Here is a 22,595-nt window from a genome sequence, read left to right on the forward strand (position 1 = left end):
GTGAACTTATGGAGTCTAGGCTGAGCGGGTGGTATCGACGACCTCGCGCCAGGCGTACCTGGAGACCGGATTGGGAGTCCTGGCCGACCAGGGCTACGGCGGACTCAAGCTCGCCGAGGTCTGTCGTCGCCTCGGGGTGACCTCGGGCAGCTTCTATCACTTCTTCGCCAACTGGGGCACCTACACCGGCGAGCTGATCACCCACTGGCACACCGAGAGCACCACGCTGCTGGTGGAGGGTGTGCGCGCTCAATCCGATCCCCGGGCGCGTATCGATGCGCTCCGGGCGATCGGTCTGTCACTGCCATACCGGGCCGAGGCCGCGATCCGCACGTGGAGCAGCCTCGATCCCGAGGTACGCGCCGTGCAGCAGGAGGTCGACGCCCAGCGCATCGAAGCGCTGTCGGACGCCGCGTTCGACATCCTCGGCGACCGGCGGGGAGCGGACATGTTCGCGAAATGGTCGATGTATCTGTTGATCGGCTACGAGCAGATCACCATCGACGACGATCCCGATGCCCTCGCGTGGCTGTTCAGCCGTGCCGAGCAGGCCCTGATCGGCACCGAGCTCCGCGGTGTCGAACCCTCAGACGGGTGACAGGAAGGCCTGCAGCGCAGCCGAATACGTGACGATGTCGGTGGCGCCCATCAGTTCGCGCGCACTGTGCATCGCGAGCTGCGGAGCACCCACATCGACGGTCGACAGACCGGTTCGGGTCGCGGTGATGGGGCCGATCGTCGACCCGCACGGCAGGTCGGCGCGGTGCACGTACCGCTGCAGCGCAACGCCCGCCTGCTCGCAGGCCAGCGCGAACAACGCCTCACCGCCGGCGTCGCTGGCGTAGCGCAGGTTCTGGTTCACCTTCAACACCGGGCCGCCGTTGACCGCGATGCGGTGGGCCGGCTCATGGCGGTCGGGGTGGTTCGGATGCGTCGCGTGGGCCATGTCGCCGGAGACACAGACGCTGGCCGCCATGGTGCGCAGGAACTCCGACCGGTCGCCGCCGCGTCCGGCCACGATCCGTTCCAGCGTCGAGACCAGCAGATCCGACGCCGCTCCTCGATCGGATGCGCTGCCGACCTCCTCGTGGTCGAAGAGCGCGAGGACGCGGGTGTGGGTGGATCCACCCGCACCGTCGAGCAGTGCGCGCAGACCGGCGTAGCAGGTGCCCTGGTTGTCCAGCCGCGGAGCGCTGATGAGGTCGCCGTCGGCTCCGACGACCGCGCTCGGGGCGAGGTCGTGCGTCATCAGCTCCCAGCCCAGGACCTCTGCGGAATCGACATCGACTCGCGCACACACCATCTCGAGAAATGTCCGGTCGTCGCCGGTGTCCACACCCCACACCGCGTTGAGGTGTCGCTGTGGGTCGAGGGTGACGCCCTTGCGGTCCTCCGAGAGGTGGATCGCGAGCTGCGGCACCCGCAGGATCGGGGCGTCGACCCGGATGAGCCGCTGCTCGATCGTGGTGCCGCGACGAGTCGCCACCCGACCGGACAGACCGAGGTCGCGGTCGAGCCACGAGTTGAGCCAGGCCCCGCCATAGGGTTCGAGACCCACCATCCGCAGACCCGCCGAGCGCAGTTCGGGGTGCTGCTTGAGACGCAGGTTCGGGCTGTCGGTGTGCCCACCGACGATGCGGAAGGCCTCGCCCGCGTCGCGTGCGTCCCAGGCGATCAGCGAACCACCGCGGATCACGAAGTGGGCGCCGGGCTCGGTGGGCCAGGCGTCGGCCTCGCGCAGTTCGGTGAACCCCGCGTCACGCAGATGCGTTGCCGCCGTGGCACATACGTGGAACGGCGACGGCGAGGCGTCGACGAAATCGCACAGTCCCTGCGCGGTCGCCGAGGTGGTGATCGCGGTGTCGGCCACGGAGATCAGGCGGTGGCCAGCACGGCGTCGAGTGCCGAGTAGAACAGCCCCAGACCGTCGTCGCTGGGTCCGGTGAGCGGCTCGGTGGCGTGCTCGGGATGCGGCATGAGTCCGACGATGCGGCCGTCGGCGCTGGAGATGCCGGCGATCGAGCGCATCGATCCGTTCGGGTTGTCCCCGGCGTAGCGGAACACGACGCGCCCCTCGCCCTCGAGCTCGTCGAGGACCTCGTCGGAGGCGACGTAGCGGCCCTCGCCGGATTTCAGCGGCACCAGGATCTCTGCGCCGGGTTCGAAGCGGCTGCTCCACGCCGACGTGGTCGAGGCGACCTCGAGCCACTGGTCGCGGCAGACGAAATGCAGACCGATGTTGCGGGTGAGCGCGCCGGGCAGCAGACCGGCCTCGCACAGCACCTGGAAACCGTTGCAGATCCCCAGGATCGGGACGCCGCGGGTGGCGGCCTCCACGACCGAACCCATCATCGGGGCGAAGCGCGCGATGGCCCCGGCGCGGAGATAGTCGCCGTAGGAGAAGCCGCCGGGCACCACGACCGCGTCGACACCCTGCAGGTCGGTGTCGGCGTGCCACAGTTCCACCGGGGTGGCGCCGGCGAGGCGGACCGCGCGGGAGGCGTCGACGTCGTCGAGGGTGCCGGGGAAGGTGATGACGCCGATGCGTGCCGTCACTGCTCGGCCCGGGAGACAGTGAAGTTCTCGATCACGGTGTTGGCCAGCAACTCCGCCGCGATGCGGTCGAGTGCGACGTCGTCGACGGTGCCGTCGACCTCGAGTTCGAACCGCTTGCCCTGGCGGACGTCGGCGATGCCGGAGAAGCCCAACCGTCCCAGTGCGCCCACGATGGCCTGACCCTGCGGGTCGAGGATCTCCGTCTTGGGCATCACATCGACCACCACACGTGCCATGAGAGTGCGCTCCTGATTCCGATCGACCGGTACTCGATCCTGAGGGTTCTCGATCGAGCAGAGTTTACCGGTCAGGCGGCGCCGCGCCCGGCGGCGACCCCGGTGAGACGGCGGTAGGTGACCGGCGTCAGCCCGTGGTGACGCGAGAGGTCGACGCAGTCGAGCAGCGTCTGCCGCGCGATGGGCGTCTGCAGGTGCTTGGCCGCGATCGACAACCGGACCACGCCGCCACGGCGCGCGGTCCGGTTCGTCGAGACGACCACCATCCGCGCCCACCACGCATCGGCCCGGAAGCCGTCGCCGAAACCGAGGACCCGTGCCCGGGTGAACTGGCCGGTGACCAGGTCGTCCCAGCCGGTGAAGCCGAGGTTCACCCGGAACCCGGCCGCGGGCAACGCGGCGGTGGCACCCATCGACGCCGTCCACCGGGGCGCGGCGAACAGGCGTGTCCGCAGGCCCGCCGCCTCGAGCACCCGGTCGGCGGCGGCGAGACGCAGCGCGGCCTCGTGGGTGTCGATGACCGCGAACTCGGCGCGCCGTCGCTTCGTGGCCGCCTGGTCGTAGCCGTGCAACACGATCGCGTCGTCACCCGATCGCCGCTCGCGCAGCCAGTCGACGGTCTCGGCGTCGTCGGCCAGGCGATATCCGTGCTTGAGTCGCGGCGACACCAGCAGCGAGGTGGGCACCTCGCGGCGGGCGAGCTCGTCGACGAAGGCCTGCGCGTCGGGGAGGGTGTCGGCGCGGATCCCCGAGACCGACACATACAACTGTCCTGCCATGGCTCCGAGTGTCCATCTCGCAGGTGAGCCGTCGGTTATGTCGCCGTGTACGGCGCGCCAACTCTCAGGAGAGGACCGATTCGATGGCCTCGATGACCTCGGGGGCGTCGGGCTCGGTGCGCGGACGGAAACGCTTGACCACGGTGCCGTCGGCGTCGAGGAGGAACTTCTCGAAATTCCATTGCACGTCGCCGGCCTCGCCGGAATCATCGGACGCCTGGGTCAGCTCGGCGTAGAGCGGATGCCGGTTGTCGCCGTTGACGTCGACCTTCTCGAGCAGCGGGAAGGTGACGCCGTAGGTGGTCGAGCAGAACGTCTCGATCTCCTCGGCGGTGCCGGGCTCCTGGCCCATGAACTGATTGCACGGCACGCCGACGACGGTGAGCCCGCGATCGCGGTAGTCCTCGGCGATCTTCTCCAGCCCCGTGTACTGCGGGGTGAGGCCGCACTTGCTGGCCACGTTGACGACGAGGACCGGGCCGTCGAACTCCGCGAGGCTGGTGTCGGAACCCTGGAGGGTGGTGAGCGGGATGGACTTGATGGAGGTCATGCGACGAGCGTAGTCACGGCGTCCGCAGGGTGTTCGTGACGCGGCTCACATGCGATTTCTCGTCGACGTGCGCCATGTCACAACAATTGCAGTGGCGGCAATAGTTGCGCGGGCATTACCTTTTTCCGGTGACCATCACCGACCCCTCCGCGGACACCGCGGCATCCACGGAACAGACGTTCGACGTCCTCGTCGAGTTCCTCGGGCGCCTCATGTCCACGGCCGAGGTCGATGCGCTCGACAGCCTGTTCAACACCGAGATCTCGTTCTCACACTTCCGCACCCTCATGGTCCTCTCGGGCCGGGGGCGGGCGCTGTCGGTGAACGAACTCGGCGAGGCGTTGCACCTGTCCGTCGCGGCCACCGGTCGCAACGTGGACAAGCTCGTGGGCCTGGGTCTCGTCGACCGACGCGAGGACAGCCACGACCGCCGTATCAAGCGGGTGTCCCTCACCGACGAGGGCCACACCGTGGTCAACGCCCATCTCGACAGCAAGGAGGAGCAGTTCCGGCATTTCGTCCACCGGCTGCCCGCCGAGCTGCGCACCAACCTCCATGACGCTCTGCACTCGATAGTCAGCGGCGACTACCTGTCCGAATCCGATCCGGTGTTCGCACACCGGCACCATCAGAAAGTGAACCGATGACCTCCTCGACAACATCGGCCGATCAGGGGTCGGGGCTCGACGCCCGGACCCTGAAGGTCGCCGCCGTGGTCGTGCTCGGCGCGATCATGTCGATCCTCGACACCACGGTCGTGGCCGTGGCGCAGAACACCTTCCAGGACGTGTTCAACACCTCCGCCGCCAACGCCGCCTGGACGGCCACCGGTTACACCCTGGCGCTGGCCGCGGTGATCCCGCTCTCGAGTTGGGCCACAGCACGTTTCGGCACCAAGAACGTCTACCTGACGTCGCTGGTGCTGTTCGTCCTCGGCTCCATCCTCTGTGCCTTCGCCTGGAACATCGGGTCGCTCGTCGCGTTCCGCATGCTGCAGGGCGCCGGCGGCGGCATGCTGATGCCCGTCGGCATGATGATCCTCACGCGCGCAGCGGGTCCCGAGCGCGTCGGCTCGATCATGGCCGTACTCGGTATCCCCATGCTGCTCGGACCCATCGCCGGCCCCATCCTCGGCGGCGTGCTCATCGAGTTCGTGTCGTGGCACTGGATCTTCCTCATCAACGTCCCGATCGGCATCCTCGCGATCGCGTACTCGGCGTGGATCCTCGACGGCGAGGAGGAGAAGTCCAAGCCCCCGTTCGACTTCGTGGGACTGCTCCTGCTCTCCCCCGGTCTCGCGGTGTTCCTCTACGGCGTCTCGTCGTCGAACTCCGAGGGCACGTTCATGTCGGCGAAGGTGTTGATCCCCATGGTGATCGGTGCCGCCCTGATCGTGTCGTTCGTGGTCCACGCGCTGCGTGGCAAGACCCCGCTGCTCGATCTCCGGTTGTTCCGCAACCGCACGCTGAGCATCACCGTCGTCACGTTCACGTTCTTCCTGATCGCGTTCTTCGGTGCGTCGCTGCTGTTCCCGCAGTACTTCATCGGTGTGCGTGGTGAGTCGACCCTGATGGCCGGCCTGTTGGTCGCCCCACAGGGCCTCGGCGCGATGCTGACGATGCCAATCGCCGGTCGCATGACCGACAAGATCGGCCCCGGCAAGTTCGTGCTCACCGGCATCGTGCTCATCGCGATCGGTCTCGGCGTGTTCATGTTCCTCGGCGCCGACACCTCGTACTGGCTGCTCGGTGCGGCACTGTTCGTGCAGGGCCTCGGCATGGGCATGTCGATGATGCCGATGATGTCGGCCGCGCTGGCCACCCTGAAGGCCGAGAGCGTCGCCGACGGCTCGACCCTGGTCAACGTCGTCCAGCAGACCGCCGCCTCCATCGGCACCGCGGTCATCTCGGTGATCCTCGCGACCAACCTCAAGGGTCTGGCCGCACCGACACCGGGCGCCTCGGCCGGCGCCTTCGGCGACACCTTCGTGGTCGCCGTGGTGCTCATCGTGATCTGCCTCGTGCCGGCATTCTTCCTGCCGCGCAAGAAGATCGCCGTCGCCACCCCGGTCGACGAGAACGGCGAGCCCGTCAAGGCCGCCCCGGTGATGATGCACTGATCGCCTGACCACACGAGCCCCGCCGGAACCTTCCGGCGGGGCTCGTGTCATCTCTGCACCCTGAGCCACCCAAACCCGACCCCACCCCACCCCCGCCAGTTGGGCCGTCGTTTCCGCCAGTTGGGCCGACGTAAGCGCCAGTTGGGCCGACGTTGGCGCCAGTTGGGCCGACGTTTCCACCAGTTGGGCCGATGACGACCCGAGCGCCGCCGAATGAAACCAGATCGCCGCCCACACCGTCGAACGTGTCATGGCATTCGGCGAGCACCCCCTGTGGGGAACAGCGCACATCATCCGGGCAGATGCGGGCGCACACGACATCCGGCGCGATCACCACCGTCTCCATCGCGGGATCTACGTCGAGCCCGGCATCGATCTGTCCCCTGTCGACGTGATCCGCGCGGCCGCGATGCGGGCCGGACCCGGCGCGGTCGTCGCGGGAACGAGTGCTGCGGTCCTGCACGGGGCGAAGTTCAACGACAACGGAGACGAGGTCGAGCTGATCCGTGACCTCAGCGGTCAGGGACGCACGCGCAACGACGTCCACATCGTCCGGACTGATGGCCTCGAACCGGGGATGATCGAGGTCGTCGACGGAATCGCGGTCACCTCGCCGATCCGCACCGCGTACGACCTCGGTCGGAGAACACCCGCCTGGATGGCGCTCGGCCGTCTCGACGCCCTGGTCGCCGCGACCGGTCTGCACGTCGGGCAGCTGTGGTCGTACGTGCGGGTCCATCCGCGCACGAAAGGGATCCGGCAGCTTCGGGAACTGGTCCCGTTGATCGATGCGAATGCCGAATCACCTGGGGAAAGTTGGCTTCGATGGGTGATGATCCAGGGGAGACTGCCTAAACCCGAGACACAGATCGAGGTCCGCGACGCACGGGGTGAACTGATCGCACGCTTCGACCTCGGATACCGCCGCTACAAGGTGGGCATCGATTACGACGGCGTCGACTTCCACACGTCACCCGCCGATCGAGCCCACGATCGTCGCCGCGACCTCGCCGTTCGCAACCGGGGCTGGGAACCGATCCGAGTCGACTCGGCAACCCTGTCTCCCCGTCCCGATGAGGTGATCCGCACCATCACCGACGCCCTCGTGATTCGTGGCTACCGACCCTCGGAGTAGAACGACGGCCCAATCGGCGCGAACGACGGCCCAACTGCGCGGAACGACGGCCCAACTGGCGGAGGTGGGGTTGGGGTGGGGTGGGTCAGATCGCGCGGGTCTGGCGGAGGACCCAGGCGTGTTCGAAGGCGACTTCCTCCCACTGCTTGTAGCGGCCACTCACGCCACCGTGTCCGGCACTCATCTCCGTCTTCAACAGGATCGGGTTGTCCGACGTCGTGTTCGCCTGCAGCCGCGCAACCCATTTCGCGGCCTCGGTGTACATCACGCGGGTGTCGTTGAGAGAGGTGATCGCCAGGATCGACGGGTACGGCTTCGCCTCGACGTTCTCGTATGGCGAATACGACTTCATGTACTCGTAGACCTCAGCGTTCTCGAGCGGGTTGCCCCACTCGTCCCACTCGATGACCGTCAGCGGCAGCGACGGGTCGAGGATCGACGTCAACGGATCGACGAACGGGACCACCGCGAGGATCCCGCTGAACAGCTCGGGTGCGAGGTTGGCGACCGCGCCGATCAAGAGCCCACCGGCCGAACCTCCCTCACCCACCAGCTGCGACGGCGTCGTGGCACCGGTGTCGACGAGATGCTGTGCCGCGTCGACGAAGTCGGTGAAGGTGTTCTTCTTGGTGAGCGTCTTGCCGTTCTCGTACCAGTGCCGCCCCATCTCACCCCCGCCGCGGATGTGGGCGATGACGAACACGACGCCACGGTCGAGCAGCGACAGCCGCGCGATCGAGAACCCGGGATCCATGCTCGCCTCGTAGGACCCGTAGCCGTACAGCAGCGTGGGCGCCGGCCGCGACACCCCCTTACGGCTCACGATCGACAACGGGACCTGTGTGCCGTCGGCGGCGGTGACCCACTCGCGCTTCTGCTCGTAGTCGGTTGGATCGTAATCACCGAGCACCACTTGGCGTTTGAGCAGGATCCGCTCGCCGGTCCGCACGTCGAGATCGATGACCTCGCTGGGTTCGATGAAGCTCGAGTACCCGATACGTAGACGGGGTGCCGCCCACTCGGGATTCCCCGCGAGGCCCGAAGTCGACAGCGGCTCGTCGAAGGTCACCTCCTCGAACGACACCTCCGTCGCGCTCGAGGCATCGCGGATGTCGGCGATGGAGAACCGAGGCGTCGCGCCGCGACGGTAGCTGAGGACCAGATGGTCGGCGAACGCGTCGACGCCCTCGATGCGCATCTCCTCGGAGTGCGGCACGAGAGTCCTGGTGGCCGTGGGGTCATCGGCGGGCGCGTCGAGGAGTTCGAAGTTCTCGGCGTTCTCGTTGTGGGTGATGAGGAACCGGTCCTCACCGCCGATGACGGCGTGCTCGACGTCGTATTCGACGCCGTCGCGACGAGGCCACACCACGCGGAACTCACCGGTGGGGTCGTCGGCGGACAGGACGTGCACCTCGGAGGTGATCTTCGAACCCAGCCCGATCATCAGGTACTTGTCGCTGCGGGTGCCGCCGATGCCGACCCAGAACCGCTCGTCGGGTTCGTGGAACACCGTCACGTCGTCGGTACCGGCGCCGAGGTCGTGGCGCCACACGGTGTCGGGGCGCCAGGCGTCGTCGACGGTGAGGTAGAAGATGTGCTTGCCGTCGTGCGACCACGTCGCGCCGGGTGCGGTGTTCTCCACCGTCTCGGCGAGCATCTCGCCGGTGCGAAGATCCTTGAAGCGCAACGTGTACCGCTCGTCGCCCTTGACGTCGACGCTGTAGGCGAGCAGGTCTCCGTCGTCGGTGACCGAGAACGCGCCGAGGCTGTAGAAGTCGGTGCCCTCGGCGTCAAGGTTGGAGTCGAGCAGGATCTGCTCGCCGGGCAGCGGATCGTCGCCCGACACCGTCGGCGGGTCCCAGTCGTCGTCGCCGGCGATCGGCGCACGACACCGCAGCGGGTACTGCTTGCCCTCGACCGTGCGCGCGTAGTACCAGAACCGCCCCCGCCGCGACGGGACCGACATGTCGGTCTCCTGGGTGCGCGCCTTGATCTCCCCGTAGATCGCCGAACGCAGATCGGCCAGTTCGGCGGTGTCGGCCTCGGTCAGCGCGTTCTGCGCCTCGAGGAACGCGATGACCTCGGGATCCTCTTTCTCCCGTAGCCACTCGTAGTCGTCGATCACCTCGTCGCCGTGGTGGACGCGGGTGACCGGCACCTTCTTCGCAACCGGGATCTGCGGCATGGTCACTGCTCCTCCTTCGGCCAGTCGCGAAACGACAGACCCGAGATACGTTCGTAGGCATCGATATAACGACCACGCGTGCGTTCGGCGACGTCACCGGGCAGCGGCGGCGGCGGCCCGTCGGCGGCCCTGTCCCACCCGGAGTCGGGCCCGGTGAGCCAGTTGCGCACGATCTGCTTGTCGAAGCTCGGCTGCACCTGTCCCGGCGTGTAGGTCTGCGCGTCCCAGTAGCGGGAGCTGTCCGGGGTCATCACCTCGTCGGCCAGTACGAGGCCGCCGTCGGCGTCGGTGCCGAACTCGAACTTGGTGTCGGCGAGGATGATCCCCCGCTCCCGCGCGAGTTCGACGCCGCGCGTGTAGATGTCGAGGGTCAGCGCTCGGGCGGCCTGTGCCACATCGGGACCGACCTGCGCCACGACCGCGTCGAAGTCGATGTTCTCGTCGTGGTCGCCGATGTCGGCCTTGCTCGCGGGCGTGAAGATGGGTTCGGGCAGCTGCGACGCCTCGTCGAGACCGGTGGGCAGTGCGATACCGCATACCTCCCCCGTCGCCCGGTAGTCGAGGAGTCCCGATCCGGTGAGGTAACCGCGAGCAACGCATTCCACCGGCAGCATCGGCAGCTTCCGCACCACCATCGCGCGGCCCAGGACCGACCCCGGGATGCGTTCGTCGGTGGCGCCGCCGGCCAGGTGGTTGGGCACACCGAGGGTGTCGAACCAGAAGAAGGACATCGCGGTCAGCACCCTCCCCTTGTCGGGGATGGGCGTGGAGAGGATGTGGTCGAAGGCCGATATCCGGTCCGACGACACCATCAACAGCGTGTCGCCGTCGATCTCGTAGAGCTCACGGACCTTGCCCGATGCCACGTGGCGGTAGGACTCGAGGGTGGGGCGCATCCCCTCAGGCTAGTGGCGCCGCCCGGTCGACAGTGTCCGCGGGGATGGCAGCGCCCCCACCGCGGCGTTGCACCGATCACCCGACACGACACCGACCTGTGAGGAGCCACCATGGCCGACGACGCCACCGCCCTGCACGACGTCCTCGTCGACGCGTTCACCCGTGTCGACGACGCCGTCGCCTCTCTGACCGACGACGCCGATCCCGAGGTGCTCACGTACCGGATCGACGCCGACGCGAACACCATCGCCTGGCTCATCTGGCACTCGGCGCGGGTCGTCGACGATCACATCACCGGACTCTCGGGCCGCGATCAGCTGTGGCCGCAGTGGCGCGACCGGTTCGACCTCCCCTTCGACGACTGGGCCACCGGTTACGGCCAGTCCAGCGACGAGGTGGCCGCGGTGCCCGGGGACGCAGCGACGCTCGCCGGGTACTTCCACGCCGTGCACGAGACCACGTTGGAGTACATCCGTGGTGTCGACGCCGACGAGATCGAACGGATCGTCGACGACAACTGGGATCCGCCGGTCACCGCCGGTGTCCGCCTGGTGAGCGTCGTCAACGACATCACGCTGCACATCGGCCAGGCCCAGTTCATCGCGGGCGTCGCGGGCCGCGCCGGGGCCGCGACGTAGACGGCGCGAGGTAGACGCCGACCACAGGCGCACCACGAACCGACCGGCGTCACATGTGGCCCCCGGTTACCGACTGGTCACTTCCGGTCATCTGAACTCGCGACATGTCAGATCGGATGCGCAGGATGTGGGCCACAACCGAGTGCGGCGTGACGCACATCAGCCGGGGGGCGAGCCGTGTTCGACAGACGTGCGTTCATCACAGGGGCGGCGCGAACCGCCGCCGGGGTCGCTGCCACCGCAGCGCTGGGTCCGATGGCGGTGCGCGCCACGGCAGCTCCGATCGGTGAGCCCGCCTACCGGGCGCTGGTCCCCGAGATCTATCGCCGGACACCGCCGGCCCCCGCGTTCAGCGACACCCTCGTGGTGGGCACCGGGTTCGGGGCGGCCGTCACCGCGTTGCGTCTCGGACAGGCGGGGCTCGACGTCACCGTGCTCGAACGCGGCTCACGATGGCCGATCGACCCGCACCGCGCCGTCTTCGCCAACGACGTGGTACCCGATGGGCGCGGCTTCTGGCGACGCACCGTCAATCCCGTTCCCCTGACCGGACTCCCGCAGATCCCCGTCGACTCGTTCGGCGGGGTGCTCGAGGCCACCGAGCACGGCGATCTCGAGGTCTGGCGGGGCGCGGGCGTCGGCGGCGGGTCGCTGGTGTTCACCGGAGCGCTCGTGCGCCCCGAGCGTCGATTCTTCGAAGCGGCGTTCGGATCCAGCCTCGATCACGACGAGATGGCCCCGTATTACGCTCGCGCGCTTGCGGGTCTACGCGGATCACCGATGCCCGGTGACGTGCTGGCGTCGGGACCGTTCACGCACTCACGGGTGTGGGATGCGCAGGCCCGGCGCGCCGGCTACGCGCTGCAACGCATCGACGGCATCTGGGACTGGGACATCGTGCGCGCCGAACTGCGCGGGGCCGTGCGTCCCTCGGCGATCATCGGCGAATCGAACCTGGGCAATGCCGACGGCAGCAAGAACGATCTGCGTTCGACGTATCTCCGGCGGGCCGAGGCCACCGGCCGGGTGCGCATCCATCCGCGTCACGAGGTGATCGACATCGGCCGGGACGCTTCCGGTTTCGTGCTCACCATCGCCGAGCTCGCGCCCGACGCCACCGTGATCCGACGCCGCACCATCGGGTGTCGGCGCCTGTTCCTCGGTGCGGGATCGATGGGCACCTCGGCCCTGTTGGTGCGCGCCCGCGACACCGGCACCCTGCCCCAGCTGGGCGGAGCAATCGGTGAGGGCTGGGGAACCAACGGCGACGCGGCGCTGGTACGCGGACCCGATCTCCGCGGGAACGGCCTCGTGCAGGCGTCGCCGTCGGCGACCCGGATCGTCGACGAGTCCACCGGAACGGCTGTGTCGCTGGAGAACTGGTACGTACCGGGCAACCCGGTCGACCTGTCGTTGATCGGCTCGCTGGGCATGGTGCTCGACGGCACCCGTGGCAGGTTCGTGCTCGACCGCGCGTCCGGCGACGTCGACCTGCGATGGCCACGAGGTGGCAACCGCGACGTGGAGGCGGCGTTGCGCACGGTCCACACCCGCATCGCCGACCGCAGCGGGATCGCTGTCGGTGCAGGGCCGTTGGCGAAGGATGTGAACACCCGGTTCACCGCCCACCCGCTCGGCGGTGTCGTGCTGGGGCGCGCCACCGACACCCACGGTCGGGTCGACGGCTACCGCGACCTGTTCGTGGTCGACGGCGCGCTGATACCGGGCACCACCGGTACGGCGAACCCCTCGTTGACGATCACGGCGCTCGCGGAACGCAACGTCGAGGCGATCATCGCCGCAGCAGGGTGATCACGGTCGGCTGGTCGCGCCCCGGCTAGAGGATCGGGGCCGGCGCGTAGGCCGCGGCGTCGGGGTGCTGCTCCACGAGGCGCCCGACCGCGGCGACGACGTCGGCGACCTGCGCCTCGGCGGCACCGATGAAGGCGTGCTTGTCGGCGAGGGCGGCGTCGAGCGCGGCGCGGTCGAGCGGTAGGCGGTCGTCGGCGGCGAGACGGTCGAGCAGGTCGGGTTCGCGACCTTCTTCGCGCATCGCCAGGGCGACGGCGACCGCGTTCTCCTTGATCGCCTCGTGCGCCGTCTCGCGGCCCACACCCGCCCGCACCGCCGCGATCAGCACCTTCGTGGTCGCGAGGAACGGCAGGTAGCGGTCGAGTTCGTTGGCGATCACCGCCGGGTACGCGCCGAACTCGGCGAGCACGGTCAGGAACGTCTCCATCAACCCGTCGATGGCGAAGAACGCGTCGGGCAGCGCGACGCGGCGCACCACCGAGCAGAACACGTCACCCTCGTTCCACTGCGCGCCGGCGAGTTCGGCGGCCATCGATGCGTAGCCCCGCAGGATGACCGTGAGGCCGTTGACGCGTTCGCAACTGCGGGTGTTCATCTTGTGCGGCATCGCCGAGCTGCCGACCTGCCCGGGCTGGAAACCCTCGGTCACCAGTTCGTGCCCTGCCATCAGTCGGATGGTGTGCGCGAGCGACGAGGGCCCGGCCGCCACCTGCACCAGCGCGGAGACGACATCGTGATCGAGCGACCGCGGGTACACCTGACCGACCGAGGTCAGCGAGCTCGAGAAGCCCAAGTGCACAGCGATCTTCGACTCCAGCTCGGAGAGCTTGGCGGCGTCGCCGTCGAGGAGGTCGAGCATGTCCTGCGAGGTGCCCATCGGCCCCTTGATGCCGCGCAACGGATATCGGTCGATCAACTCCCGCAGGCGGGTCAGGGCGACGAGGAGTTCGTCTGCGGCGGAGGCGAATCGCTTACCCAGGGTGGTGGCCTGGGCGGCGACGTTGTGACTGCGGCCGGCCATCACGATCGACGAGTACTCCGCGGCGCGGTCGGCGAGCCGGGCCGCGACGGCGACACCGTGTGCGTGCACGTGCTCGAGCGAGCGCAGGATCTGCAGTTGTTCGACGTTCTCGGTGAGATCGCGACTCGTCATCCCCTTGTGGATGTGCTCGTGACCGGCGAGGGCGTTGAACTCCTCGATGCGGGCCTTCACATCGTGGCGGGTGACGCGCTCGCGGTCGGCGATGGACGCCAGGTCGATCTGATCGACCACTCCGGTGTAGTCGTCGATGACGCCGTCAGGGACGTCGACGCCCAGGTCGCGCTGGGCCGAGAGAACCGCGATCCACAGCTGACGCTCGAGGGCGATCTTGTGTTCCGGCGACCACAGCTCCACCAGATCCGCAGATGCGTACCGGCCGGCGAGAACATTCGAGATACGAGGCTTGTTCGACACGGCGCTCATTGTGCCCTGATCAGCCACGGCGCCCAACTGAGACGGATTTCGGCACAGCCGGTGCGAACGACGGCCCAGTCGATGGAAACAACGGCCCAACTGGCGAGGGTCAGGAGTAGGCCTTCGGGAGGGGCAGGCCGCGGTCGGCGAGGACCTGCCGCAGGCGGGTCGGGTAGTCGGTGATGATGCCGTCGGCGCCGGCGTCGATCTGCGCGTTCATCACGTCGACGTCGTCGATGGTCCACGGCACCACGGTGAAGCCCATCGCGTGCGCGCGCTCCACGAACGCCTTGTCGGCGACCAGCGCGAAATCCTTGTCCTTCGTGGTCTGGCCGTAGGGCACCGAGTAGCCCGGCGAGAGCACCTGCACGCCCAGCTTCTGTGCGCCGGCGATCACGTCGCCGCCCACCGAGGCGTAGTCGACCGACCCGGTCCACATCGAGTTCGGCTTCCAGGTCGTCTCGTCCCACAGCGCGACCAGCGGGATCGACGGCGCAGCGGCCTTCACCAGCGGCAGGGTGCGCCAGTCGAAGCTCTGGATCTCGACCTTGTCGGTCTTGTCCGCCGCCTTCACCGCGCCGAGGATCACGTCCACGTACTGCTGCGGCGTGGCCGATTCGGTGCGCTTCTCGCCCTCGATCTTGGTCTCCACGTTGTAGCGGACACCGGCCTTGTACTTGTCGGCGAGCGCGAACAACTGTGGGAGCGTGGCGATCTTGTTGCCCTCGACCACCTTCGCATCGGGGTAGGCGGCCAGCTTCTTGCCGCAGTCGAGTGTCTCGATCTGGGCGTAGGTGAGGTCGTGGACGACCTTGCCGACGTAGGGGAACTGCGGGTCGCCCGCGGTGACCGGTGCGGTGTCCGAACACTTCGTGGGGTCGATGGTCGGGTCGTGCCAGATGATCGGCGCGAGGTCCTTGGTGAGCACGATGTCGAGTTCGAGCGTGCTCACGCCGAGCTTGATCGACTGCTCGAAGCCGTACAGCGACTCCTCGGTGTGCTCGCCGCGGCCACCGCGGTGCGCCTGCAGATCCACCGTGCGCGCGGCCCCGGACGAACCGGCGGCCGACGAGGACGACGTAGACGAGGCATCGGGCGAGTCCGATCCGCACCCGGCCAGTCCGATCGTCGAGACGGCCGCGATCGCGAGGGCGGCGGATACGGGACGCAGACGGCGGCGGGAGATCATCACGGAAACCCACGGTAGGGGTGAGCGCAGGCGATCACCGAACGGCGACGGGCGAGTTCACCGACTGTTCAACCGGCGGTCGTCGGCGTGGACGGGTGCCAGCACGTCGACGACGTCGCACAGGGCGACGCGGGTGACCTCCATGACGTCGTCGACCGAATCGGCGAGCGCGCCCACCACGGCACCGTCGACGACGGCCATCAGCTGGCTGATCCGTTCGGGGCTGCCCACCCGACCCGACTTCTCGAGCACCTCGCAGTGCAGGCCGGCGAGGAGTTTGCGACGGTCGGCGAGCACCGGCCGCAGGCGTGGGAAGCGGGCGCAGAGCACCACCATCTCGTACCGCGTGGTCAGCTCGTCGCGGGTGGTGCCGTCGCCGACGAAGACATCTGCCAGCGCCTCCGCGGTGGCCTCGTGCCCCCGGCGACGTCGGGTGAGCATCTCCGACCGGAGCCGGATCGCCTCCTCGTCGTGGTGGCACGCGAAGGTGACGGCCTCCACGATGAGGTCTTCGAGCGATTCGAAGTAGTAGGTGGTCGACGCCAGGGGCAGCCCGGCGCGGTCGGCGACGGCGCGATGGCGCACCGCGTCGAAGCCGCCCTCGAGAAGGAGTTCTGCTGCGGCGGAGATCAATCGGGCACGCCGTCGCATTCCCTTGGGCGTGGCTGCCGACGTCATCCGATCATGCTGCCAAATGTGTGGTGCACGTCACCGTGTTTTCGCGGAAAACGACCCCTGCCCGACCGCCCGCGGTCAGCCCGTGTGCAGGCGGGAGCTCTCGAACACCGGCGTGAGCAATTCCAGACCACGCTCGATCTCGGCGGTGGTGCCGGCAAAGCTCAACCGCACGGTCCGGTTCCCGGAACGGGTGTCGAAGTCGACGCCGGGTGCCATCGCGACACCGGTGTCGGCGAGCACCTGCGCGCACCACGCGAGGGAGTCGTCGGTGATGTCACCGATGTCGGCGTAGACGTAGAACGCGCCGTCGGGTGGGGCGATGTCGGTGACGCCGAGGGTGGCGAGACCGTCGAGCAGGACCGCCCGGTTGGCGGCGTATCTCTCGACGTGCGAGTCGCATTCGGCGATCGACTCGGGGTCGAAGGCGGCGACGGCCGCGGCCTGCGACACCGCGGGTGGGCAGATCGTGAGGTTCGCGGTGAGGCGCTCGACGCCACGCCGATACCGCTGCGGGACAAGCATCCAGCCCAGACGCCACCCGGTCATCGAGAAGTACTTCGACACCGAACCCATCACCACCGATTCGCGCGAGGTCTCCCAGGCGCACGAGGTACGACCGACGTAGGAGATGCCGTGGTAGATCTCGTCGGAGATCAGCAGGGTGCCGTGGTCGTCGCACCACCGGGCCAATGCGGCGAGGTCGTCGGGGGTGATGACGGTCCCGGTCGGGTTGGCGGGACTGGCCACGATGAGACCCGCGGGTGGCGAGTCGAGGGCGTCGAGCATCTCCACGGTCGGCACGAACCCGGTCGCGGCGCCGCAGTCGAGTTCGACGACCTCGCACCCCAGGGCGGCAAGTGTGTTGCGGTAGGCCGGGTACCCCGGGCGCGCCATCGCGACGCGGTCGCCGACGTCGAACGCGGCCAGGAAGATCAGCGTGAAGGCCCCCGACGAGCCGGTGGTGACGACGACGTCGCCGTGGTCGACCTCGAGGCCGTAGCGCGTCCGGTAGTGCCCGGCGATCGCGGTACGCAGCGGCGCGACACCCGTCGATTCGGTGTAGCCGAGCACGTCGGCGGCCAGTGCCGAGCGCACCGCAGCGAGCACCGGAGCGGGGGCGGGTGTCGAGGGCTGTCCTGCCGCGAGCGAGACCACCTCGAGTCCCGACGCGCGGCGGGCGGCGCCGGCCGCGAGGACGTCCATCACGTGGAACATCGCGATCTCGGAGCGCTGTGAACCCCCGGCGAGTGAACTCCCCGCCTGTGTACTCCGCGGTGCGGCCATGGTTCGACAGTAACGTCGGCCGCCCTCGCCGGTACCCTGTGGAGTCGTTCGCCGACGACAGCACATCGGCCGGGGAAGTCCGCTGGGGACAGCGACCGGGACAGAAGGGGACGACCGGGTTCATGACCGCACTCGATCGTCGCTCCGTGCTGCGTGCCGGGCTGGGGTTGTCGGCCCTGGCCGTGCCCGGTGTGGCGGCGCTTGCCGCCTGCGGGGACGACGACCGTGGCCGGATGGACCCGCGGCGGGCGGCACAACCGCAGCGTGAGGACGAGGTCTCGCCGGAGTCGACGGTGCCGACATCGACCGCCCCGAACGACCCGACGCTGCTCACGGGCAGCTTCCGGTCGGCGAAGATGGCCGGCCGCGAGACCCGCTGGGTGGTGGCGCGCCCGCCGGGCGTGACCGGGGTGCTGCCCGTGGTCCTGGTGCTGCACGCCCTCAACACCGACGAGCGCACGGCGTTCGACTCCAGCCTGCAGATGCACCGCTATCTCGCGCAGTCGGTGGCGGCGGGGACGGCACCGTTCGCGCTCGCGGCCCCCGACACCGGGCGCAACTACTACCACCCGCGTCTCGACGGCACCGACTCCGCGGCGATGATCATCGACGAGTTCCTGCCGATGCTCGCCGGCGACGCCTCGTTGGGCCTGCGCACCGACCGGATCGGGCTCTACGGATGGTCGATGGGCGGCTACGGCGCTCTGCGAATCGGCGCCGTCCTCGGGCCACAGCGGGTGGCTGCGATCGCGGCGAGTTCACCTGCGCTGTGGGGTGATCCACGCACCTTCCCCCCACGGGCGTTCGACAACCCGCAGGATTACCAGGCGAACTCGATGTTCGGCGCGCAGAACGCCTTCGCGAAGATCCCGCTGCTCATCGACATCGGTGCGAGCGATCAGTTCTACCTCTACACCCGGCAGTGGATGGCCGGTCTGCACCCGCCGGCGGCGTTCACCACCGCACCGGGCGGGCACAACAATCGTTTCTGGCGCAGCGTGTTACCCGACCAGTTGGCGTTCCTGGGCCGCAACCTCGCCGCCTGAGACCCCACTGTGCTGTGAACCGGCGCGATCAGCCGGGGATGGTGATGCGGCCCTCGAGCGCGGCCAACCCGATGTCGGATCGGTGATGTGCCCCGGCGAGTTTCACGCCCTCGAGTCGTTCGTAGGCCTGCGCGCGTGCCGCGCGGAGGTCGGCGCCCGTGCCCACCACGCTCAGGACACGTCCGCCGCTGGAGATCACCGCGCCGTCGGCGCCGAATGCGGTGCCCGCGTGGAGCACCCCCTCGGCGTCGCTGCCGGTGATCGGGTCACCGGTGCGCGGCGATGCGGGGTAGTGCTCGGCGGCGACGACCACGGTGACCGCGGCGCCGTCGCGCCAGCGCAGTGGGGCGAGCGAGGACAGGGCACCGGTCGCCGTCGCGTGCAGGGCCTCGCCCAGCGGTGATTCGAGGAGCGCGAGGACGGCCTGGGTCTCGGGGTCGCCGAAACGGCAGTTGAACTCGACGACGGCGGGCCCGTCGGGGCCGATGGCGAGGCCCGCGTAGAGCAGGCCGCTGAACGGTGTTCCACGCGTGGCCATCTCGGCCGCCACGGGTCGCACCACCTCGTCGACGATCCGGTCCACCATGTCGTCGGGCAGCCACGGCAGCGGCGTGTAGGCACCCATACCGCCGGTGTTGGGGCCGCGGTCGCCGTCCCCGACGCGCTTGTGGTCCTGCGCGGGGAGCAGCGGAACCACATCGGTCCCGTCGACGAGACAGAACAGCGACACCTCGGGGCCGTCGAGGAACGACTCCAGCAGTACCGGGTGGCCGAGTTCGAGGAGGTCGGCGGCGTGGGCACGTGCGGCGTCGCGATCGGGCGAGACGACCACGCCTTTTCCGGCGGCGAGACCGTCGTCCTTGACGACCCAGGTGGGACCGAAGCGGTCGAGCGCGGCGTCGAGGTGGGCCGGGGTGTCGACGATCTCGCTGTAGGCGGTCCGGACCCCGGCCGCGGCCATGACGTCTTTCGCGAACGCCTTCGAGCCCTCGATCTGCGCGGCGGCGGCCGACGGCCCGAACGTCGCGAAGCCGGCGGTGCGCAACGCATCGGCGACCCCGAGGACAAGGGGCACCTCGGGTCCGATGACCACGAGATCGGCGTCGACCTCGGCGGCGAGAGCCACCACGGCCTCGCTCGAGGCGACATCGACGGCGTGGTTGTCCGCGAGCGCCGCTGTCCCGGCGTTACCGGGCGCGACGTGCAGCGACGTCACCGAGGGGTCGGCCGAGAGTCCCACCAGAAGCGCGTGTTCGCGGCCGCCGGATCCGATCACCAGTACTCGCACGGTCGGGAACTCTACCGGCCGACACGTATCGGCGACTCACCCTGCGACGCGGGCCCGCAATCGGTCCAGCGCCGTGGCACGGTGTCCGGTGCCGACCAGCTCGTCGAGGACCACCACGACCACCGGCGCGATGGCGGTGACGACGAGCGCGTAGACCACCTCGACCCCGGCCGCCGCCAACGCCACCGACCCTCCGAGCACCGCGACCGCACCGACCGCGAGCGCCACGTTGAGCACGTCGAACTCGACGAGATAGGAGTAGGTGGCGGCGATGCCGACGAGGTAGATCCCCAGCGGGACGGCGACGCACGCGACGACGACGGCGGCCGAGACGCTTGCCTCGTGTTCGAGGTAGAGCGCGGCGACGTGCAGACCGGCGCCGACGGCCGCGATCGCCATGAACACGATGATGTGGGAGTAGCCCCACCCGAAACATTTGGCGCGCCGCAGTTCCAGCGCGTCGCCGCTGGGGACCACGAAGTAGATCCACCACATGGCGAAGGTGGTGGCGATGCCGGCCAGCCCAAGGACCGCGGTCTCGATATCCCACCCCTGGGAATGGATCACGGCCTGCAGCGCCACCACCGTGCCGACGATGCCCTCGCCGAGCGTGATGATCGCGAGGAGTCCGTAACGCTCGGCGATGTGGTGCGGATGCCACGGGGTGGCCGGTTCGGCGTTGCGCGTCTCGGCGATGAACGGGCCGGCGAGTTCGAGGGCCACGAGTCCCACGGTGGCGATGAGCGTGGGGACGAGGTCCATCTCGAGCACGATCACCGCCACCCAGCCGACCTGCGCGGTCAGGATTGCGGCGGCGTAGGTGAGGCACGTCCGGCGGTACTGCGGACTCTGCAGTGCCGCGCGGATCCACTGGAACATCATGGCCACCCGCATCACCACGTACCCGAGGACGGCCACACGATTGTCGATGGTGCGACCCTCGGCCACCGAGGTGAACACCGGCTCGATACCGAGGGCGAGGATGAGGACGCCGCCCATCTGCAGCATGGTGACCACGCGGAACACCCAGTCGTCGGTGTCGAAGGCCGAGGCGAACCAGGTGAAGTTGATCCACGCCCAGATGCTGGCGAACGTGGCGAAGAGGAATCCGATGAGTGCGGTCTTGTAGTCGCCGTCGGCGAGGTAGTGCGCGAGTTCGGTTCCGGCCAGCGAGAACGCGACGACGAACGTCAGGTCGAAGAACAGCTCGAGGTTGGTGGCGGTGCGGCCCTGTTCGTCGTGGGCGCGACCGGTCATGCGGGTGACCCGGTGGGCCAGCGGGTTGGGCGCGGACGAACCCGCGTCGGTGGCAGTCATGGCGGCGACCTCTTCGGGCAGTCGGGGACTTCAGACGGGGGGAATGGTACGTATCGGCCATCGGGTGTGCGCGAGGTCGGCGACCGTTAGGTTTGCTCACATGCCTGCATACCCGCCGACCGTTCCGCACGATCACGGCCTGCTCGACGTCGGCGACGGTCAGCTCGTCTATTGGGAGAGCTGCGGAAACCCCGACGGCAAGCCCGCCCTGTGCGTGCACGGCGGCCCGGGGTCGGGGGCGGCACCGGGTGCGGGCCGCAGTCTCGATCCGGCGCGCTACCGGATCATCAACGTGGATCAGCGTGGCTGCGGCCGGAGCCTGCCGCATGCGAGTGACCCGTCGACATCACTCGAGACCAACACCACGTGGCATCTCGTGGCCGACATGGAGCGTGTCCGCGAGCATCTCGGCATCGAGCGGTGGTTGCTGCACGGCGGGTCGTGGGGGTCGACGTTGATCCTGGCCTACGCCCAGACCCATCCCGATCGGGTCACGCAGATCGTGATCCCGGCCGTCACCACCTTCCGGAAGCGCGAGATCGACTGGCTCTACGGCGGTGTCGGGCGGTTCTTCCCCGAGGAGTGGGACCGCTTCGCCGCGAGTGCAGGGGTGGCGCCGCGTGAACCCGACTCCCCGCGAACCGATCTCGTGCCGATCTACGACCGCCTCGTCAACGACCCCGACGAGGCCGTGCGGCTCGCGGCGACCGAGGCGTGGTGTCGGTGGGAGGACACCGTGCTCTCCCTCGAACCCACACCGAAGAAGAACCCTTTCAGCGATCGCCCTTCCGACGCGCGGATCGCGTTGGTGCGCATCTGCGCCCACTTCTTCTCGCACGGCGCCTGGCTCGCCGAGGGCGCCCTGATCCGCGACGCGCATCTGCTCGCCGACATCCCCGGCGTACTGGTGCACGGCCGCCAGGACCTGAGCTGTCCGGTCGACACCGCCTACGACCTCGCCGCCGCGTGGCCGGGATGCGTGCTGCACGTCGTCGACGACGGTGGCCACACCGGCTCGGAGCAACTCGGCCGGCACCTCGTCGAGGCACTCGACCGCTTCGCCGAGCGCTGACCTCGTCGTCAGGGCAGCAGCGCGTCGACAGCGTTCCCGACGACTGTCGGCAACGACAGTCCACCGGTACCGAACGCCGCGGCAACCGCCAGCGCCAGCAGCAACTGCTCGCGAGAAGGGGTCGGCGGATCGAACGTGCGCCGGCCCAACCGAACCGGTGTGGACGGGATCAACTCCATCGTCCCGTCGCCGTGCCGCGTCAGTTCGGCCATCACGTTGTGCGCGACATCAATGGTCGACAACCGGAACTCACTGGTGGTGAGGTCGCGCGGCGACAGATCGAGGGCGACACCGTCGACGTCCATGTCGACGCGGTAGGACCGTTTCGTCAACCGAGCCCGTCGAGGACGGATGGTCA

Annotated in this window: 22 protein-coding genes; 8 read left to right on the top strand and 14 right to left on the bottom strand. The window is 68.8% G+C overall.

The features are described from left to right. The first annotated feature begins 28 nt into the window (after positions 1–28). Positions 29–598, top strand: coding sequence for a TetR/AcrR family transcriptional regulator (locus ACLBW1_RS10340; protein WP_447811745.1), 570 nt, complete (start codon positions 29–31; stop codon positions 596–598). On the opposite strand, the gene ACLBW1_RS10345 is transcribed toward ACLBW1_RS10340, so the two are convergent. The 5 genes from ACLBW1_RS10345 to ACLBW1_RS10365 form a co-directional block, all read right to left on the bottom strand. Next, on the bottom strand, positions 587–1,870 hold the full coding sequence (locus ACLBW1_RS10345) for a M18 family aminopeptidase (protein ID WP_447811746.1): 1,284 nt from the start codon (positions 1,868–1,870) through the stop codon (positions 587–589). The genes ACLBW1_RS10340 and ACLBW1_RS10345 overlap by 12 nt on opposite strands. A gap of 5 nt (positions 1,871–1,875) precedes the next feature. Continuing rightward, on the bottom strand, positions 1,876–2,556 hold the full coding sequence (gene purQ / locus ACLBW1_RS10350) for a phosphoribosylformylglycinamidine synthase subunit PurQ (RefSeq protein WP_447811747.1): 681 nt from the start codon (positions 2,554–2,556) through the stop codon (positions 1,876–1,878). After that, positions 2,553–2,792 carry a phosphoribosylformylglycinamidine synthase subunit PurS gene (purS, locus tag ACLBW1_RS10355; RefSeq protein WP_434216815.1) on the bottom strand — a complete coding sequence of 80 codons (240 nt, stop codon included), beginning with the start codon at positions 2,790–2,792 and terminating at the stop codon, positions 2,553–2,555. Before purS ends, purQ begins: the two co-directional genes overlap by 4 nt. Positions 2,793–2,863: 71 nt before the next feature. Further along, the gene (locus tag ACLBW1_RS10360; RefSeq protein ID WP_447811748.1) at positions 2,864–3,571 is read right to left on the bottom strand and encodes a DUF2334 domain-containing protein; all 708 of its coding nucleotides are present in this window, start codon (positions 3,569–3,571) and stop codon (positions 2,864–2,866) included. A 64-nt stretch (positions 3,572–3,635) separates the two neighbouring features. Then, on the bottom strand, positions 3,636–4,121 hold the full coding sequence (locus ACLBW1_RS10365; protein WP_045821771.1) for a glutathione peroxidase: 486 nt from the start codon (positions 4,119–4,121) through the stop codon (positions 3,636–3,638). 128 nt (positions 4,122–4,249) lie between these two features. Between ACLBW1_RS10365 and ACLBW1_RS10370 the strand changes: the two genes are divergently transcribed. The 3 genes from ACLBW1_RS10370 (at position 4,250) to ACLBW1_RS10380 (ending at position 7,375) form a co-directional block, all read left to right on the top strand. After that, the gene (locus tag ACLBW1_RS10370; protein WP_447811749.1) at positions 4,250–4,768 is read left to right on the top strand and encodes a MarR family winged helix-turn-helix transcriptional regulator; all 519 of its coding nucleotides are present in this window, start codon (positions 4,250–4,252) and stop codon (positions 4,766–4,768) included. Then, complete coding sequence (locus ACLBW1_RS10375; protein WP_447811750.1) at positions 4,765–6,240, top strand: DHA2 family efflux MFS transporter permease subunit; 1,476 nt, start codon at positions 4,765–4,767, stop codon at positions 6,238–6,240. Before ACLBW1_RS10370 ends, ACLBW1_RS10375 begins: the two co-directional genes overlap by 4 nt. Before the next feature lie 250 nt (positions 6,241–6,490). Next, positions 6,491–7,375: a hypothetical protein gene (locus ACLBW1_RS10380; RefSeq protein ID WP_447811751.1), complete on the top strand. Its 885-nt coding sequence runs from the start codon at positions 6,491–6,493 to the stop codon at positions 7,373–7,375. Positions 7,376–7,460: 85 nt separating this feature from the next. Here ACLBW1_RS10380 and ACLBW1_RS10385 read toward each other — a convergent pair whose 3' ends face one another. Then, positions 7,461–9,560: a S9 family peptidase gene (locus ACLBW1_RS10385; protein ID WP_447812151.1), complete on the bottom strand. Its 2,100-nt coding sequence runs from the start codon at positions 9,558–9,560 to the stop codon at positions 7,461–7,463. Between the two features lie 2 nt (positions 9,561–9,562). Beyond that, entirely contained in the window at positions 9,563–10,456 is an 894-nt protein-coding gene (locus ACLBW1_RS10390; RefSeq protein WP_447811752.1) for a phosphoribosylaminoimidazolesuccinocarboxamide synthase, read from the bottom strand. Between the two features lie 111 nt (positions 10,457–10,567). On the opposite strand from ACLBW1_RS10390, the gene ACLBW1_RS10395 reads away from it, so the two are divergent. Together ACLBW1_RS10395 and ACLBW1_RS10400 are read left to right on the top strand one after the other, a co-directional pair. Continuing rightward, complete coding sequence (locus tag ACLBW1_RS10395) at positions 10,568–11,095, top strand: mycothiol transferase (RefSeq protein WP_447811753.1); 528 nt, start codon at positions 10,568–10,570, stop codon at positions 11,093–11,095. 177 nt (positions 11,096–11,272) lie between these two features. Continuing rightward, positions 11,273–12,907: a GMC oxidoreductase gene (locus tag ACLBW1_RS10400; RefSeq protein ID WP_447811754.1), complete on the top strand. Its 1,635-nt coding sequence runs from the start codon at positions 11,273–11,275 to the stop codon at positions 12,905–12,907. A 25-nt stretch (positions 12,908–12,932) separates the two neighbouring features. Here ACLBW1_RS10400 and purB read toward each other — a convergent pair whose 3' ends face one another. The 4 genes from purB to ACLBW1_RS10420 all read right to left on the bottom strand — a co-directional run bounded on the left by purB (position 12,933) and on the right by ACLBW1_RS10420 (position 17,514). Beyond that, entirely contained in the window at positions 12,933–14,363 is a 1,431-nt protein-coding gene (purB, locus tag ACLBW1_RS10405) for an adenylosuccinate lyase (protein WP_447811755.1), read from the bottom strand. A 109-nt stretch (positions 14,364–14,472) separates the two neighbouring features. Next, on the bottom strand, positions 14,473–15,534 hold the full coding sequence (locus ACLBW1_RS10410) for a glycerophosphodiester phosphodiesterase family protein (RefSeq protein WP_447812152.1): 1,062 nt from the start codon (positions 15,532–15,534) through the stop codon (positions 14,473–14,475). A 75-nt stretch (positions 15,535–15,609) separates the two neighbouring features. Continuing rightward, positions 15,610–16,230 (bottom strand): TetR/AcrR family transcriptional regulator, encoded by a 621-nt coding sequence (locus ACLBW1_RS10415; RefSeq protein WP_447811756.1) that lies wholly within the window; start codon positions 16,228–16,230, stop codon positions 15,610–15,612. A 75-nt stretch (positions 16,231–16,305) separates the two neighbouring features. After that, on the bottom strand, positions 16,306–17,514 hold the full coding sequence (locus tag ACLBW1_RS10420) for an aminotransferase class I/II-fold pyridoxal phosphate-dependent enzyme (RefSeq protein WP_447811757.1): 1,209 nt from the start codon (positions 17,512–17,514) through the stop codon (positions 16,306–16,308). Positions 17,515–17,636: 122 nt separating this feature from the next. Between ACLBW1_RS10420 and ACLBW1_RS10425 the strand changes: the two genes are divergently transcribed. Continuing rightward, entirely contained in the window at positions 17,637–18,560 is a 924-nt protein-coding gene (locus ACLBW1_RS10425) for an alpha/beta hydrolase (RefSeq protein WP_447811758.1), read from the top strand. Positions 18,561–18,588: 28 nt separating this feature from the next. On the opposite strand, the gene purD is transcribed toward ACLBW1_RS10425, so the two are convergent. Together purD and ACLBW1_RS10435 are read right to left on the bottom strand one after the other, a co-directional pair. Then, a complete protein-coding gene (gene purD, locus ACLBW1_RS10430) occupies positions 18,589–19,848 on the bottom strand; it encodes a phosphoribosylamine--glycine ligase (protein WP_447811759.1) in 1,260 nt (419 codons plus the stop codon). Positions 19,849–19,884: 36 nt separating this feature from the next. Then, positions 19,885–21,165, bottom strand: coding sequence for a low temperature requirement protein A (locus tag ACLBW1_RS10435; RefSeq protein ID WP_447811760.1), 1,281 nt, complete (start codon positions 21,163–21,165; stop codon positions 19,885–19,887). A gap of 100 nt (positions 21,166–21,265) precedes the next feature. On the opposite strand from ACLBW1_RS10435, the gene pip reads away from it, so the two are divergent. Next, positions 21,266–22,237, top strand: a complete 972-nt coding sequence (gene pip / locus ACLBW1_RS10440; protein WP_447811761.1) for a prolyl aminopeptidase — start codon at positions 21,266–21,268, stop codon at positions 22,235–22,237. An 8-nt stretch (positions 22,238–22,245) separates the two neighbouring features. On the opposite strand, the gene ACLBW1_RS10445 is transcribed toward pip, so the two are convergent. Further along, positions 22,246–22,542, bottom strand: a complete 297-nt coding sequence (locus ACLBW1_RS10445; RefSeq protein WP_447811762.1) for a hypothetical protein — start codon at positions 22,540–22,542, stop codon at positions 22,246–22,248. Positions 22,543–22,595 lie beyond the last annotated feature (53 nt).

It is taken from the genome of Williamsia sp. M5A3_1d, from assembly GCF_053345315.1.

Bases quoted from the DNA above. Each gene is read 5' to 3' on its own strand.
- ACLBW1_RS10425 (WP_447811758.1), top strand. From the start codon at position 17,637: ATGACCGCACTCGATCGTCGCTCCGTGCTGCGTGCCGGGCTGGGGTTG.
- ACLBW1_RS10395 (WP_447811753.1), top strand. From the start codon at position 10,568: ATGGCCGACGACGCCACCGCCCTGCACGACGTCCTCGTCGACGCGTTC.
- ACLBW1_RS10375 (WP_447811750.1), top strand. From the start codon at position 4,765: ATGACCTCCTCGACAACATCGGCCGATCAGGGGTCGGGGCTCGACGCC.
- ACLBW1_RS10420 (WP_447811757.1), bottom strand. From the start codon at position 17,514: ATGGCCGCACCGCGGAGTACACAGGCGGGGAGTTCACTCGCCGGGGGT.
- ACLBW1_RS10415 (WP_447811756.1), bottom strand. From the start codon at position 16,230: ATGACGTCGGCAGCCACGCCCAAGGGAATGCGACGGCGTGCCCGATTG.
- purS (WP_434216815.1), bottom strand. From the start codon at position 2,792: ATGGCACGTGTGGTGGTCGATGTGATGCCCAAGACGGAGATCCTCGAC.
- ACLBW1_RS10385 (WP_447812151.1), bottom strand. From the start codon at position 9,560: ATGCCGCAGATCCCGGTTGCGAAGAAGGTGCCGGTCACCCGCGTCCAC.
- ACLBW1_RS10390 (WP_447811752.1), bottom strand. From the start codon at position 10,456: ATGCGCCCCACCCTCGAGTCCTACCGCCACGTGGCATCGGGCAAGGTC.
- pip (WP_447811761.1), top strand. From the start codon at position 21,266: ATGCCTGCATACCCGCCGACCGTTCCGCACGATCACGGCCTGCTCGAC.
- ACLBW1_RS10435 (WP_447811760.1), bottom strand. From the start codon at position 21,165: ATGACTGCCACCGACGCGGGTTCGTCCGCGCCCAACCCGCTGGCCCAC.
- ACLBW1_RS10445 (WP_447811762.1), bottom strand. From the start codon at position 22,542: ATGGACGTCGACGGTGTCGCCCTCGATCTGTCGCCGCGCGACCTCACC.
- ACLBW1_RS10380 (WP_447811751.1), top strand. From the start codon at position 6,491: ATGGCATTCGGCGAGCACCCCCTGTGGGGAACAGCGCACATCATCCGG.
- ACLBW1_RS10360 (WP_447811748.1), bottom strand. From the start codon at position 3,571: ATGGCAGGACAGTTGTATGTGTCGGTCTCGGGGATCCGCGCCGACACC.
- ACLBW1_RS10365 (WP_045821771.1), bottom strand. From the start codon at position 4,121: ATGACCTCCATCAAGTCCATCCCGCTCACCACCCTCCAGGGTTCCGAC.